The organism is Geodermatophilus telluris (genome assembly GCF_900102745.1).
Taxonomy (GTDB): Bacteria; Actinomycetota; Actinomycetes; order Mycobacteriales; family Geodermatophilaceae; genus Geodermatophilus; species Geodermatophilus telluris.
On the sequence record NZ_FMZF01000007.1, the window covers coordinates 213,967 to 227,683 of the forward strand.

General features: G+C 77.2%; 16 protein-coding genes. 8 read left to right on the forward strand and 8 right to left on the reverse strand.

All coding sequences use genetic code 11. From position 1 onward, the window contains the following. Positions 1 to 3 precede the first annotated feature (3 nt). Positions 4 to 174, forward strand: coding sequence for a hypothetical protein (locus tag BLQ97_RS23510; protein WP_175471846.1), 171 nt, complete (start codon positions 4 to 6; stop codon positions 172 to 174). 24 nt (positions 175 to 198) lie between these two features. Here BLQ97_RS23510 and BLQ97_RS20680 read toward each other — a convergent pair whose 3' ends face one another. Next, positions 199 to 1,491 (reverse strand): Nramp family divalent metal transporter, encoded by a 1,293-nt coding sequence (locus BLQ97_RS20680; protein WP_175471847.1) that lies wholly within the window; start codon positions 1,489 to 1,491, stop codon positions 199 to 201. A gap of 110 nt (positions 1,492 to 1,601) precedes the next feature. Next, complete coding sequence (locus tag BLQ97_RS20685; RefSeq protein WP_091368402.1) at positions 1,602 to 2,345, reverse strand: Mut7-C RNAse domain-containing protein; 744 nt, start codon at positions 2,343 to 2,345, stop codon at positions 1,602 to 1,604. Positions 2,346 to 2,434: 89 nt separating this feature from the next. Here BLQ97_RS20685 and BLQ97_RS20690 point away from each other — a divergent pair, with 89 nt between their 5' ends. The 5 genes from BLQ97_RS20690 to BLQ97_RS20710 all read left to right on the forward strand — a co-directional run bounded on the left by BLQ97_RS20690 (position 2,435) and on the right by BLQ97_RS20710 (position 6,132). Continuing rightward, on the forward strand, positions 2,435 to 3,238 hold the full coding sequence (locus BLQ97_RS20690; RefSeq protein WP_091368404.1) for an SDR family NAD(P)-dependent oxidoreductase: 804 nt from the start codon (positions 2,435 to 2,437) through the stop codon (positions 3,236 to 3,238). Positions 3,239 to 3,252: 14 nt separating this feature from the next. Further along, the gene (locus BLQ97_RS20695; protein WP_245692557.1) at positions 3,253 to 3,798 is read left to right on the forward strand and encodes a GNAT family N-acetyltransferase; all 546 of its coding nucleotides are present in this window, start codon (positions 3,253 to 3,255) and stop codon (positions 3,796 to 3,798) included. A gap of 14 nt (positions 3,799 to 3,812) precedes the next feature. Beyond that, positions 3,813 to 4,385 (forward strand): GNAT family N-acetyltransferase, encoded by a 573-nt coding sequence (locus BLQ97_RS20700; protein WP_175471849.1) that lies wholly within the window; start codon positions 3,813 to 3,815, stop codon positions 4,383 to 4,385. A gap of 75 nt (positions 4,386 to 4,460) precedes the next feature. Beyond that, positions 4,461 to 5,126 (forward strand): GntR family transcriptional regulator, encoded by a 666-nt coding sequence (locus BLQ97_RS20705; RefSeq protein WP_245692559.1) that lies wholly within the window; start codon positions 4,461 to 4,463, stop codon positions 5,124 to 5,126. Continuing rightward, a complete protein-coding gene (locus BLQ97_RS20710; RefSeq protein ID WP_091368408.1) occupies positions 5,110 to 6,132 on the forward strand; it encodes a 1-aminocyclopropane-1-carboxylate deaminase in 1,023 nt (340 codons plus the stop codon). The genes BLQ97_RS20705 and BLQ97_RS20710 overlap by 17 nt, the downstream gene beginning before the upstream one ends. Here the strand turns inward: BLQ97_RS20710 and BLQ97_RS20715 are convergent. Genes BLQ97_RS20715 through BLQ97_RS20735 form a run of 5 tightly spaced genes read right to left on the reverse strand, consistent with a single transcriptional unit; the run spans position 6,111 to position 8,793 of the window. After that, a complete protein-coding gene (locus tag BLQ97_RS20715; protein ID WP_217637297.1) occupies positions 6,111 to 6,413 on the reverse strand; it encodes a DUF1622 domain-containing protein in 303 nt (100 codons plus the stop codon). The genes BLQ97_RS20710 and BLQ97_RS20715 overlap by 22 nt on opposite strands. After that, entirely contained in the window at positions 6,410 to 6,808 is a 399-nt protein-coding gene (locus tag BLQ97_RS20720) for a DUF1622 domain-containing protein (RefSeq protein WP_091368410.1), read from the reverse strand. The genes BLQ97_RS20715 and BLQ97_RS20720 overlap by 4 nt, the downstream gene beginning before the upstream one ends. 30 nt (positions 6,809 to 6,838) lie before the next feature. Beyond that, on the reverse strand, positions 6,839 to 7,537 hold the full coding sequence (locus tag BLQ97_RS20725; RefSeq protein WP_091368411.1) for an alpha/beta fold hydrolase: 699 nt from the start codon (positions 7,535 to 7,537) through the stop codon (positions 6,839 to 6,841). Further along, positions 7,534 to 7,728 (reverse strand): hypothetical protein, encoded by a 195-nt coding sequence (locus BLQ97_RS20730; RefSeq protein ID WP_091113316.1) that lies wholly within the window; start codon positions 7,726 to 7,728, stop codon positions 7,534 to 7,536. The genes BLQ97_RS20725 and BLQ97_RS20730 overlap by 4 nt, the downstream gene beginning before the upstream one ends. Before the next feature lie 42 nt (positions 7,729 to 7,770). Then, positions 7,771 to 8,793 (reverse strand): NADP-dependent oxidoreductase, encoded by a 1,023-nt coding sequence (locus BLQ97_RS20735; RefSeq protein ID WP_091368414.1) that lies wholly within the window; start codon positions 8,791 to 8,793, stop codon positions 7,771 to 7,773. Between the two features lie 562 nt (positions 8,794 to 9,355). On the opposite strand from BLQ97_RS20735, the gene BLQ97_RS20745 reads away from it, so the two are divergent. Together BLQ97_RS20745 and BLQ97_RS20750 are read left to right on the forward strand one after the other, a co-directional pair. Beyond that, complete coding sequence (locus BLQ97_RS20745) at positions 9,356 to 10,144, forward strand: inositol monophosphatase family protein (RefSeq protein WP_175471850.1); 789 nt, start codon at positions 9,356 to 9,358, stop codon at positions 10,142 to 10,144. 40 nt (positions 10,145 to 10,184) lie between these two features. Then, positions 10,185 to 11,021, forward strand: a complete 837-nt coding sequence (locus BLQ97_RS20750; RefSeq protein WP_091368420.1) for an SDR family oxidoreductase — start codon at positions 10,185 to 10,187, stop codon at positions 11,019 to 11,021. Positions 11,022 to 11,094: 73 nt separating this feature from the next. Here BLQ97_RS20750 and BLQ97_RS20755 read toward each other — a convergent pair whose 3' ends face one another. Continuing rightward, positions 11,095 to 13,716, reverse strand: a complete 2,622-nt coding sequence (locus tag BLQ97_RS20755; RefSeq protein WP_091368421.1) for a putative bifunctional diguanylate cyclase/phosphodiesterase — start codon at positions 13,714 to 13,716, stop codon at positions 11,095 to 11,097. Between the last annotated feature and the right edge of the window lies 1 nt (position 13,717).

Below are 13,717 nucleotides of genomic sequence, written 5' to 3' on the forward strand. Positions count from 1 at the left end.
CGGATGGTCTCGCCGATCCCCGAGCCGGAGCCGCTGATCGACCCGACCGAGCCGGTCCCCGACGACCCGGGCGAGCTGCTCCCGGACGCCCCCGAGCCGCTGCCGCCCGCGCCGGTCGAGCCGACGCCCGACGACCCCGGCGGCGACCCCGGTGGGGTGCCCGAACCCGCCTGAACCACCGGCGGGCGGTCGCCGCGCTCAGCGCACGAGGCCGAGCAGCAGGTGGCCGTTGAGGCCGATGATCAGCGCGGCCACCACCGCGCCGGCCACCGTGGTGACCCGGCGGTTGACCCAGCCCCCCATGAGGTCGCGGCGGCTGGTCAGCCACAGCAGCGGCACCAGGGCGAACGGGATGCCGAAGCTGAGCACCACCTGCGACCAGACCAGCGCGGTCGTGGGGTCACCGCCGAGGACCAGCACGGCCAGGGCCGGGGTGAGCGTGACCAGCCGGCGGACGAGCACCGGGACGTGCCGCTTGAGGAACCCGGCCATCACCACCTGCCCGGCGTGCGTGCCGACCGAGGAGGAGGCGAACCCGCTGGCCAGCAGCGCGACGGCGAAGGCGAGCGCGGCCCCGCCGCCGAGCTGGGCGCCGAGGCCCGCGTGCACGCCCTCCAGCGAGGTCACCTCGTCGGCGCTGCCGGTGAACAACTGCGCGGCGATGACCAGCATCGCGGCGTTGACCAGGCCGGCCACGCCCATCGCCAGCAGCACGTCCAGGCGCTGGGCCCGCAGCAGCCGGCGCCGGCCCTCGTGCGTGCGGCCGGCGGTCACGACGTCGCCGTAGCGGCCCGGCGTGAGCGCGGAGTGCACGTAGATGACGTGCGGCATGACCGTGGCGCCGAGGATGCCGGTGGCCAGCACCAGGCTCTCCGGGCCCTCGAAGGAGGGCACCATCCCGCCGGCCAGCCCGCCGACGTCGACCCCGGCACCGAGGAGCGTGTAGGCGAACCCGGCGCCGATGACCAGCAGCAGCCCGGTGATGACCCGCTCGAAGGGCCGGTGCCCGCGCGACTGCGCCCCCAGCAGCACGAACGCGACGACGGCGGTGATCAGCCCGCCGATCGGCAGCGGCACCCCGAACAGCAGGTACAGCGCCACCGCGCCACCGACGATCTCGGCGAGGTCGGTGGCGATGGCGACCGCCTCGGCCTGCAGCCACAGCCCCCAGGTCACCGGCCGGGGCAGCCGCTCGCGGCACAGGGTGGCCAGGTCGCGGCCGGTGGCCAGGCCCAGCTTGGCGGTCAGGCTCTGGATGAGCATCGCCATGAGGTTGGCCGCGACGATCACCCACAGCAGCGTGTAGCCGAACGAGGCGCCGCCGGAGAAGTTGGTCGCGAAGTTGCCGGGGTCGACGTAGGCGACGGCGGCGACGAAGGCCGGACCCAGCAGCGGCCAGACCCGCCGCCGTCCGGCCGGCGCGGGCGACGGGCGGGGGGTGCCGACGAGCGTCGTCGGCAGGACGGCGGCCTCGGTCTTCGACAGGTACACGGGGGCCTCGCAGGGGACGGGTCGGGGTTCCTGCCCTCGCTCTGCCCGCCCCGGGTGTCACGGTGGGGCCAGGCCGTGGCCCGCGTGGGCCGAGGTGAGGCTGGCCTGGGTCAGCCGGCGGTGAGTCGCCGGGCGCGCTCGACGAGGGCGTCGATGCGCCGGGCGTGGGCGCCGCGCCAGTAGACCCGGCCGCAGCCCGGGCACCGGGAGAAGTCCCTCGCGGTGCGCCGGGTGCCCGGCTCCAGCTCGGCGGCGACCGCGGCGGCGTCGACGGCGACCGGCACCCCGTTGCACGCCGGGCACCGGGTGAGCGGCGCCAGCGCGGGGCGGAAGCGGTCGAGCACGTCGGCGAGATGCTCGTCCGGCGCCGCGCCGCGCACCCACGCCCCGGCCGGCAGGGCGCGGCGCATCAGCAGCCCGCGGTCCTGGGTGAGCAGCACCCGGTCCTCGGCGACGGCGGCCGCGACCAGCTCGGCGTCGTCGGCGTCCGCGGCGCGGGCCTCCGGCGACCAGGCCGTGTCCAGGCCGAGCAGCCGCATCCGCCGGGCCAGCGCACCGAGCCCCACGTCGAGCAGGAAGCCACCCGGCGGCACCGGCTGCGGGCGGGGCACGGGACGGACGGCGACCGTCGCGCCGGGCCGCGGGCGCGCGTCCCGGGCGACGGGGACGCCGTCGACGAGCAGTCGGCCCACCTCGGTGAGGGGGACCCCGGCGGCCTGCACGAGGTGCCCGACGGTCGCGTCCGGGTCGGCCGCGAGCACCCGCCGGCCGGCCGCGCGGTCGCGGGCGGGCAGCAGCGGCCGCAGCGCGTCGTCGACCGCGACCGTGACGGCGGCGTCGGGCGGGCGGACCACGGCCGGCCCCTACCCGGACGCGGATGGGTCGGACCCCGCCGGAGCGGGCATGGGTCCGCAGACCGCACCCGCGACCCCCGGGAGTCCCCGTGACCCTGCCCACCGACCGCCCCCTCGCCCTCGTCACCGGTGCCTCCAGCGGCATCGGCCTGGAGCTGGCCCGGCAGTTCGCCGAGCACGGCTTCGACCTCGTCGTCGCCGCCGAGGACGACGAGCTCGACGCCGCCGCCGAGTCGCTGCGCGCGACGGGGGCGCACGTGTCCCCGGTGCGCGGCGACCTCACCCGCTACGAGGACCGGGAGCTGCTGGTCGCCGCCGTCCGCGGGGCCGGCCGCCCGCTGGCCGCCGCGGCGATCAACGCCGGCGTGGGCGTCGGCGGGGCCTTCACCGACACCGACCTCGACGCCGAGCTGGGCATCGTGGCGCTCAACTGCGGCTCGACCGTGCACCTGGCCAAGCGGGTGGCGCAGGACATGGCCGCCCGCGGCGAGGGCCGGATCCTGTTCACCTCGTCGGTGGCCTCGCAGGCGCCGCAGCCGTTCCAGGCGGTGTACGGCGCGAGCAAGGCGTTCGTCCAGCACCTGGCTCTCGCGCTGCGCGAGGAGCTCTCGGACACGGGGGTGAGCGTCACCGCGCTGCTGCCCGGGCCCACCGACACCGAGTTCTTCGACCGCGCCGACCTCACGGACACCCGGATGGGGGCGACCGACGCGAAGGACGACCCCGCGCAGGTGGCCCGCCAGGGCTACGAGGGGCTGATGGACGGCGAGGCGTCGGTGTTCGCCGGGTCGCTGGCCAGCAAGGCGATGGGCCGGCTGTCGGCGGTCACGCCGGGCAACGTGGCCGCCAAGCTCAACCGGAAGATGGCCGAGCCGGGCTCCGCGGACGGCTGAGGCACGATGGCCGGGTGCTGCCCGGTCCCGCCGTCGTCGAGGCCGGCCCCGTCCGGCTGCGCCCCTGGCGGGACGACGACGTCGACGACGTGTGGGCCGCCCAGCAGGACCCGGCCGTGCGGCTGTGGGCCGGCGGCGTGGCGTCCCGGGAGGAGACCGTCGCGCTGCTCGCCCGGCTGACCGGCCAGCCGAACCGGGTGTCGTGGGCGGTCGCCGACGCCGGGTCCGGTGCGTTCCTCGGCTCGCTGACGCTGCACTCGGTCGACGTCGTCACCAACCACGCGCAGGCGGGGTACTGGACGGCACCCGCCGCCCGGGGCCGCGGGGTGGCCGCCCGGGCGCTCGACGCCGCCGTCCGGTGGGCGTTCGCCACCCTGCCGGTGGACCGGGTGGCGGTGTTCCACGCCGCGGAGAACGCGGCGTCGGCGCGGGTGGCCGCCAAGGCGGGCTTCACCCTCGAGGGCCGGCTGCGCCGCTCCTACCGGTACGGCGACGGGGCCGAGCACGACGAGCTGGTGTGGGCGCGGCTGGCCGGGGACGAGGCCCCGCACCTCGGCTGAGGCAGGATCCCGGCGTGCAGCCGCTCCCCACCGAGGTGCCCGCCGGCCCGCTCGTGCTGCGGCCCTGGCGCGCGGGCGACGCCGAGGCCGTGCAGGCCGCGCTGACCGACCCGGCCACGGACCTGTGGAGCAACCCCGGACGGGTCCGCACGCTCGAGGACGCCCGGTACTGGGTGGCCCGCCGCGCCGACTGGAGCGAGGGGACGCAGGCGACCTGGGCGGTCGCCGACGCCGCCGGCGGCCGGCTGTGCGGCTCGGTGTCGCTGCACTCGATCGACCTGGTGCAGGGCGACGCCGAGGTCGGTTACTGGGCGGTGCCCGCCGTGCGGGGCCGCGGGCTGACCGCGCGCGCCGTCGACGCCGCCGTCCGCTGGGGCTTCACCGCGCTGCTGCTCGACCGGGTCGAGCTGGTGCACGCCGTCGACAACCCGGCGTCGGGGCGGGTCGCGGCGAAGGCCGGGTTCACCCTCGAGGGACGGCTGCGCCGCTCGCACCGCTACGGCGACGGCGTGCGGCGCGACGAGCTGCTGTGGGCGCGACTGGCCGACGACGACGTCCCCGACCTCCGCAGCCGCCCGGCGCGGTGAGCGGGTCGGCGTCCGGGTGGGTGGGTCCGCCTGCGGGGGTTGACGTGACGGCGTCTGACATCTGAGATGTCAGTTGTGGCCGCCGCTCTCGCTCCCGTCGGCCGGGTGCTGCTGCGCGACCAGGCGCTCACCCGCATCCGGGCCGCGATCGTGAGCGGTGACCTCGCGCCGGGCGCCGTGGTGAAGGACGCCGAGCTCGCCGACCGCCTCGGCCTCTCGGTCGCGCCGGTGCGGGCCGCGCTGGCCCGGCTGGTCGACGAGGGGCTGGTGGAGGCCAAGCCGCAGAGCCACACCCGGGTCACCCCGCTGCGGCCGGGCCAGGTGCGCGACGCCGCCGTCGTCGTCCGGGCCATGCACGAGCTCGCCGCCCGGGAGGCGGCCGGGCAGGTGACCGACGGCGACGTCGCCGCGATGCGCGCGGCCAACGGGCGGTTCGCCGCCGCCGTGGACGCCGGCGACCTCGACGCCGCCCTCGCCGCCGACGACGACCTGCACGCCGTGCTGCTCGCCCGGGCCGGCAACACCGCGCTGACCGCGACCGTCGAGCGCTTCACCCCGGCCATCCGCCGGCTGGAGCGCGCCCGCTTCGCCGCGGCGCACGGCCGGGAGTCCGTCGTCCTGCACGACCGCCTCATCGCCGCCTGCGCGGTGGCCGACGTCGACGCCGCCGTCGCCACCACCACCGCGATCTGGACCGCACTGCTGTCCGAACTGGAGGAGACCCGTGACGACGCTGGCTGACTTCCCCCGCACCCCGCTGCTCTTCGGCCCCTCGCCGGTGCACCGGCTCGACCGGCTCACCGCGCACCTCGGCGGCGCCGCGGTCTGGGCCAAGCGGGAGGACTGCAACTCCGGCATCGCCTACGGCGGCAACAAGACCCGCAAGCTCGAGTACCTCGTCGCCGACGCCCTCGCTCAGGGCTGCGACACCCTCGTCTCGATCGGCGGGGTGCAGAGCAACCACACCCGGCAGGTGGCCGCCGTCGCCGCGCACGTCGGGCTGTCCTGCGTGCTGGTGCAGGAGAGCTGGGTGGACTGGCCCGACGCCGTCTACGACAAGGTCGGCAACATCCTGGTCAGCCGGCTGGCCGGCGCCGACGTGCGGCTGGTCAGGGCCGGGTTCGGCATCGGGTTCAAGGAGAGCTGGGAGGCCGCGCTCGCCGAGATCGAGGCGCGCGGCGGGAAGCCCTACGCCATCCCGGCCGGCGCCAGCGACCACCCGCTCGGCGGGCACGGCTTCGCCAACTGGGCGCTGGAGGTCGCGCAGCAGGAGGCCGAGCTCGGCGTCTTCTTCGACACCGTCGTCGTCTGCTCGGTGACCGGCTCGACGCAGGCCGGGATGGTCGCCGGGTTCGCGCTGCTCGAGGAGCAGGGCGGCCGGCCGCGGCGGGTGCTCGGCGTCGACGCCAGCGCGAAGCCCGCCGAGACCCGCGACCAGGTGCTGCGCATCGCCCGGCGGACCGCGCGGGCCATCGGCGTGCAGCGGGAACTCACCCTCGACGACGTCGAGCTCGACGAGCGCTTCCACGGCGGCGTCTACGGCATCCCCGACCAGGCCACCATCCGCGCGATGGAGACCGCCGCCCGCACCGAGGGGATGGTCACCGACCCGGTGTACGAGGGGAAGTCGATGGCCGCGGTGCTCGACCTGGTCGGCCGCCGCGAGATCGGCCCGTCGGCGACGGTGCTCTACGCCCACCTCGGCGGCCAGCCCGCGCTCAACGGCTACAGCGCGCTGTTCTCCTGACGCACGGCGCGGGGAGCGGCGGAGGCCAGCGTCCGGCCCCCGGCGCGCAGGCCGGCGCCGATCAGCCGGCGCAGCGCGACGATCGCCGCCGCGGTGCCGAGCGACGTCCAGGTCGGCTCCGCCGCCAGCCGCAGGAGGCCCGCAGCGAGCAGCAGGTCGAGCAGGACGGCCAGCGCGAGGGCGGGACGGCGGGTGGCGGCCAGCGCGACCGTCCCGGCGACCAGCGCCAGCCCGCTGACGGCCAGCGCCAGCAGTCCCGGTACCGCCCCCAGCGAGGTCACACGCCGCGCCCGCGGTGCTCGGCCGACGCCGGGTCGGGTGCCGGTGCTCCGGTCTCCTCGGCCACCTGCCGGCGCTCCTCGGCGATCTCCCGGGACAGGAAGTAGTTCAGCGCCGTCCGGATCGCGGCGACGGCGGCCAGCTGGCCGAGCTCGCGGAAGCTGGGCGCCACCGCCGTCCGCAGCACGTCGCTGGCCAGCTGGAACTCCAGCCCCAGGGCGAGGAACCGGCCGAGGGTCAGCCGCACCGGCACGAACGCGTGCGAGCCGCCGCGGCGCACGCCCACCCACACGAAGCGGACGAACGCCCACACCGCCCCGATCAGGATGACGGCGGCCCCGCAGGCCTCGACCACGGTGACCAGGACGCCGACGACGTCGGCGAGCAGCTCCTCCACGCCGCCGCCCCTACCCGCGCCGCGGTCCGGTCACAACGTGACGGCGAGGCCGTCCGGCGGCGGCGCGTCCAGGGCGGCGCGGACGTCGGGGCGCTCGGGCGCCAGCCCGGCCCCCGCCAGCACGACGTCGCGCACGAGCGCGTGCCACCGGCCCACCGCGCGCACCATCCCGTGCCCGCCGGGCAGGGTGAACCGGGCGACGCGCACCCCGGCCCGGTGCGCCCGGACGGCGAAGTCCTCCGACAGCCGGGCCGGCACCCACCGGTCGCCGCGGCCGTGGGCGAGGACGACGGTGCGCCCGCGCAGGTGGCCGACCGGCTCGCCCGGCGGCGTCCACGGGGCCAGTCCGCACACCGCGACCACCGAGGGGTCGTCGCCGGCCCGCAGCACGGCCCGCCCGCCCATCGAGTGCCCGACCAGCACCACCGGGACGTCGCCGTGCCGCTCGCGCACCCGGTCCAGCGCCCAGCGGACGTCGGCGTGCGCGTCGGCGGCGTCGCCGTTCCAGCCGGCCACGCGGTAGCGCACCAGGTAGGTGTCCACCCCGCGCCCGGAGGCTGCGCGGGACACCGCCTCCTGGATGGCGCGCATCCGGATCAGCGACAGCGCGCGCTCCCGGGGCGGCTCGACGCTGGCGACGGTGCCGCCGTGCGCGAAGACGGCCACCGCGCGGGTGCGCGCGGTGGCCGGGGTGTGGTCGAGGGCGGGGACCCGGGCGGCGGTCGTCAACGGCGGCCGCGCAGCCGGGCGCGCGCCCGGTCGCCGAGGTCGCCGGCCTGCAGGAGTGCCCGGCTCACCGGGTTCGGCCCGCGGCGGCGCTCCAGCGCCTGCCCGACGCGGCGCAGCAGTCCGGTGGCCAGCGGCACCAGCACGGTCACGATCAGCCAGACCCGCAGCCGGCGGGTGAGGAACAGCCACATGGTCGGGGCGTGTGCCCGGCGCCGGGGAGGTGCAACCGCCGGTCAGTCGGGATCGGGGGCGAGGCGGACGACCATCTTGCCGGTGTTGGCCCCCTTGAGGAGGTCGAGGAAGGCGGGGACGGCGTTCTCCAGCCCCTCGTAGAGGGTCTCCCGGACGACGAGCTCCCCCGACCGGATCCACCCGGACACGGTCTCGGTGAACTCGCCGTGCAGGTCGGTGTGGTCACCGACGAGCAGGCCGGTGACCGCCAGCCGCTTGGCGATCATCAGCGAGCTGAAGTTCCGCGGCCCGGGCACCGCCTCGGTCGCGTTGTAGGAGGAGATGGCGCCGCAGATCGTCGTCCGGCCGTGCAGGTGCATCGACCCCAGGGCGGCGTCGAGGTGCTCGCCGCCGACGTTGTCGAAGAAGACGTCGATGCCGTCGGGTGCGGCCTGCGCGAGCAGGTCGCGCACCGGCCCGTCGTGGTAGTCGAAGGCGGCGGTGAAGCCGATCTCGCGCAGCCAGGCCACCTTCTCCGGGCTGCCGGCGCTGCCGATCACCGCCGAGGCGCCGCGCAGCCGGGCGAACTGGCCCACCGCGCTGCCCACCGCCCCGGCCGCGCCGGACACGAAGACGGCGTCGCCCTCCCGGAAGGCGGCCACCCGGAACAGCCCGGCGTAGGCGGTCAGGCCCGGCATGCCGAGGATGCCGAGGGAGTAGGTGAGCGGGAGGTCCTCGGTGGCGGGCAGCTGCCGGACGGCCCGGGCGTCGAGCACCGCGACGTCGCGCCACGCGGCGTCGGTGAGCACCAGCGCGCCCTCGGGGACGTCGGGGGAGCGGGACACGACGACGCGGCCGACGGCGCCGCCCTTCATCACCTCGCCGACCTCCCAGGGCGCGGCGTAGGAGGGGCCCAGCCGCATCCGCCCGCGCATGTACGGGTCCACCGACATGGCCACCATCCGCACCACCACCTGGCCCTCGGCCGGGTCGGGGTGCTCGACCTCGACCAGCGCGAAGTCGTCGGGGGTCGGCTCGCCGTGGGGGCGGGCGGCGAGGTGCCACTCGCGGGCGGGGATCGGCACGGGGCGCCTCCTGCGTCGTCGGGGTCGTGCTGCCACCGGGACGGTCGCACGTCGCACCCCGGGCGGCCACCGTCGGGACGGTGTCCGGCCCGGCGGGGACGACCGGTCCGGCCCGGCCTCCCCGACCCGGTCGACGGAGGCGGTCAGCCCGCGTGGGGCTGCAGGAACTCCAGGCGGTTGCCGAACGGGTCGGCGGCGTGTAACCGGTCGTGGCCGGGGAAGTCGTCGTCCCAGGTCACGGGGGTGCCCGGCGTCCACCAGCCGGCGGGCCGGCGCCGGCAGTCCGTCGACGAGCAGCCCCGGGTGCGCCGTGCGCGCCGGTGTCGGTCGACCTCGAGGTCGATGGCGTGCGGTCTCCGCCGGAGGTCGGGCGAACGGCGCACCGTGACCGGGGACGGCCCCCGCCTCGACAGGGTCCTCCCGTGCCGACGTCCGTCGACCGCCGCTGGTGGCGCCTCGCGTAGCGAGCGCGCCGCCGCACCCTGCCCAGGCCGCCGCTCCCAGCAGCCGGCCGGGCGACCCGCCTCCGTGACCCTGTGGGGAGCAGATCCGGAGGAGCCCCGTGCCCGACGACCGGGTCCCGGCCCGCGACACCGCCGACGACCTCCGGCTGGCGTTCCACGCCTCGGACCGGGCGGCGGAGCTCGCCCTCGCCCACTTCCGGGCCGGCGTCCCGGTGACGTCGAAGGCCGACGGCACGCCGGTCACCGAGGCCGACCGGGCGGTGGAGCGCCTCCTCCGGGAGACGCTGTCGGCGGCCCGGCCCGGTGACGCGTTCCTCGGCGAGGAGCTCGGCCGCCTCGGGGACGCCGACCGGGTCTGGGTGCTCGACCCGGTCGACGGCACCGGGTTCTTCGGCCGGGGCGACCCGAACTGGCGGATCCACGTGGTGCTGGAGGTCTGCGGGACCCGGGAGGTCGCGGTCGTGACCTCCCCGGCGCTGCGGCGCTGCTGGTGGGCGACCCGGGGCGGCGGCGCCTTCGAGTCGTCCTGGCCGCGCGAGGCAAGCGCCACCCGGCGCCTGCGGGTCAGCACGACCGCGACCCTCGCCGCCGCCGTCCTCGACGCCCTGGACGACGAGTCCCGGGCCCGCCTCCCGGCCGGTGCGGCCCGTCCACCGGCGAGCCCCCTGCCGCTGGTGGAGCTCGTCCGCGGTGAGATCGACGCCTTCCTCGCGGAGCGCTACCACGCCTGGGACCACGCGCCGTGGATCCTCCTCGTCGAGGAGGCCGGGGGTCGCTTCACCGACCCGACCGGTGGACGGGCGAGCCACCGGGGCGGCGGCCTGTACTCCAACGCCGCCCTGCACGGCCGGCTGCTCGCCGCACTGCGCCACCCGGGACGGCCGTGACCACCGGGTGCGGCCCCGGCGCCCCTGGCTACGGTGAGCCGTGCCCGACCCGGTGATCGCCGTCTTCGGCGCGGCGGGGAAGACGGGCCGGGCCGTCGTCCGCGCACTGCTGGAGCGGGGCCTGGCACCGGCGTCGGTCCGGCGGCTCGTCCGCGACGGCCCCTCGCCGCCCGCGCCGTTCCCCGGGGTGCCGTCGACGGCGGTCGACCTGGAGGTCGGGGAGTCGGTCACCGCCGCCGTGGCGGGCGCGACCGCGCTGTACGTCGTGGCGCCCAACCTGCACCCCGACGAGCCGGCGATCGTGGGCCGGGCGGTCGCGGCGGCCCGCGAGCACGGGATCGAGCGGATCGTCCACCACTCGGTCCTGCGGCCGGGACTGCAGGCGATGCCGCACCACTGGGGGAAGCTCCGGGCCGAGGAGCTGCTGTGGGGGAGCGGGCTGGACGTGACGGTCCTGCAGCCCTCCGCCTACGTGCAGAACCTCGTGCCCGCCGTCACGGGCGGCGAGCTCGTCGTCCCCTACTCCGTCGACCGGCCGTTCTCCCTCGTCGACCTCGCGGACGTCGCCGACGTCGCCGCGCGCGTGCTCACCGGGTCCGGTCACACCGGGGCGACCTACGAGCTCGCCGGTCCGACGACCACCGTCGCGGCCCTGGCCCGGGACCTGGGTCTCGCGGCGCGCCGCCGGCGCGAGCCGCCCGGGGACGGGGCGTCGGACGGGTACGGCCCGCGGGCGCTGCAGGCGATGTTCGACTGGTACGACCGGCACGGGCTCGCGGGGAGCCCGGGCGTGCTGCGGTGGCTGCTCGGCCGCGAGCCGCGCCACCCCGCCGAGGTCCTGTCCGCGCTCGCGTCGGGCCGGGCGCCCCGGGCCTGAGCGCCCGCCGAGCGGGCCGGGTCGATCGCGTCCGTGACGCAGGACGACGCGCTGCCGGGCCGCCGCCAGCCGCTCAGGGGGAGACGGCCATCAGCGTCCCGGGCACCGCGGGGGACGGCGCCGCCCCGGCCGGCCGCGGGGTGCCCTCGACCCCGGTGAGGATCGCGTGCACCACCTCGGCGGGCACCGGACGGGCGAACAGGTGCCCCTGGGCCAGGTCGCAGCCCAGCGCGGTCACGAACTCGTACTGCCGGGCCGTCTCCACGCCCTCGGCCACGGTGAGCAGCCCCAGCGTGCCGGCCAGGTCGACGATGGCCCGGGTGATCGCGTCGTCGTCGCCGTCCTCGCCGGCCCGGCTGACGAACTCGCGGGCCACCTTGAGCAGGTCGACGGGGAAGCGGCTGAGGTAGGCCAGCGAGGAGTAGCCGGTACCGAAGTCGTCGACGGCGATGCGCACGCCGAGGGCCCGGAGCCGGCGCAGCGTGGCCGCGGCCGTCTCCTGGTCCTCCATCAGCGCCGTCTCGGTGACCTCCAGCACCAGGTGCCGGGCGGCCAGGCCGGTGTCGGCCAGCACCGCGCGGACGTCGTCGGTGAACCCCGGTGCGGACAGCTGCCGGGCCGACACGTTGACCGTCACCGTCAGGCCCGTCGCGTCGGGGCGGGCGGCGGTCCAGCGGGCGGCCTGGGTGCAGGCCTCCCGCAGCACCAGGGCGCCGATCTCGACCACCAGGCCGGTCCGCTCGGCCAGCCCGAGGAAGCGGTCCGGCGTCCGCAGCCCGTCGACCGGGTGCTCCCAGCGGACCAGCGCCTCGGCGCCGGTGGGGCGGCCGCTGCGCAGGTCCACCAGCGGCTGGTAGACCACCCGCATCTCGCCGTCGCGGACGGCGCGGGCGAGCTCGTCGGCCGGGTCGGCCGCGGCGGGCACCCGCTCGGAGGCGCCGCGGGGCTCCTGGTCGCGCTTGACCCGGTACATCGCGTCGTCGGCGGCCCGGACGAGCGCGTCGGCGTCCGCGGTCCCGGCCCCGCCGAGGGCCACGCCGACGCTGACGCCGATCGAGACCAGCCGGCCGTCGCCCAGGTCCACCGGCTCGCCCACCGCGGCCTCGATCCGGTCGACCACCTCGCGCAGGTAGTCCTCCGCGACCGGCCCCTCGACCAGGACGGCGAACTCGTCGCCGCCGAGCCGGGCAACGGTGTCGTCGGCCCGCAGGCACCGGGTGAGCCGCGCCGCGACGATGCGCAGCAGCTGGTCGCCGGCCTCGTGCCCGTGGGTGTCGTTGACCGGCTTGAAGCCGTCGAGGTCGAGGTAGAGCACCGCCGGCCAGGTGCCGGTCCGGCCGGCCACGGCGATCGCGTGCCGGGCCCGGTCGAGGAACAGCGTGCGGTTGGGCAGCCCGGTCAGGCCGTCGTGCAGCGCCTGCCGGCGCAGCCGCTCCTTGAGCTCGGTCACGTGGTGCAGGCTCTGCTCCAGGCGGCCGCGCTCGAGCGAGGTGGCCACGTGCCGGGCGAAGGTCTCCAGCACCGCGAGGTCGTGGCGGCCGAAGGTGCCGACGTCGCCGACGTGGCCGGCGACCAGCAGCAGCCCGTGCACGCGGTCCTCGGTGCGCAGCACCGACACCATCGCCTCGCCGATGCCGCGGCCGCGGGCGTAGGCGTCCAGCGCCGCGGCGCCGGGCCGCCCGTTGCGGGCCGGGGTGACGCCGGAGGGCAGGCCGGCCGCCAGCAGCTCGCGCACCGGCGTGACGTCCTCCAGCGGGGCCATGACCACCGGGTCGGCGTCGTGCTCGGTGCGGGTCACGGTGGCCTCGTCGTCCCCGCCGTGGCCGAGCAGCACCAGCTCGGCCGACCCGGCGCGGAAGGCGCCGCGGACGGAGTCGAGGAAGTCGGTGAGCGCGGCGTCGAGGTCGGAGCTCTGGTGCAGCAGCGAGGTGACCTCGTGCAGCAGGCGCAGCTGCTCCTGCTGCTGGCGGGTACCGGTGTACGCCCGGTACGCGGCCAGGATGAGCACGGTGGGCAGGGCGAACAGCGCCAGCGACGCGGGGTCCTGGACCCCGGTGCGGGCGATGATCACCCCGACCGCGGCCGAGCCGACGGTGAAGGGCAGCGACAGGCCGAGCATGCCGAGCAGCGGCTGCGGGTCGGCCCGGCCCTCGGAGAGGCTGATCGCGGCGAAGATGGCCAGGTCGGCGTGCACCGTGGTGACCAGGACGGCGGCCAGCGCCGCCGCCCACGCCCACGGACCGTTGGCCGGGCCGCCGAGCGCGGCGAACACCGCGGTGCCGAGGGCCCCGCCGAGGGCGTACAGCGCCACGTTGAACGCCAGCTTCACTCCGCGCTGGCGCCGGTGCAGGACGAACGCGACCGTCGCACCGGCCAGCTGCGCCAGGACCAGGTCGGTCGGCGGGGCGAGGAAGAGGCCGGCGGCCAGGACGAGGTCGCCCATCGAGAAGGTGTGCGCCTCGCGCTGCCACTGCACGTGCACCACGAGGGTCTCGGTCAGGGCGAAGGCCACCGCCCAGACCACCCACGGCAGGGGCAGGACCGTGGTGGGGGAGGGCAGCGAGCGGACGACGACGGCGAACAGCACCGTCGCGGCCAGGGCCAGCGCCGCCGTGAGCAGCAGGATCCGCTGGGCGGGGCCCAGCCGGAGCACGCGGCTGCCCGCGGTGGGGGCGCCGTTCGCCGTCGTCGTCACG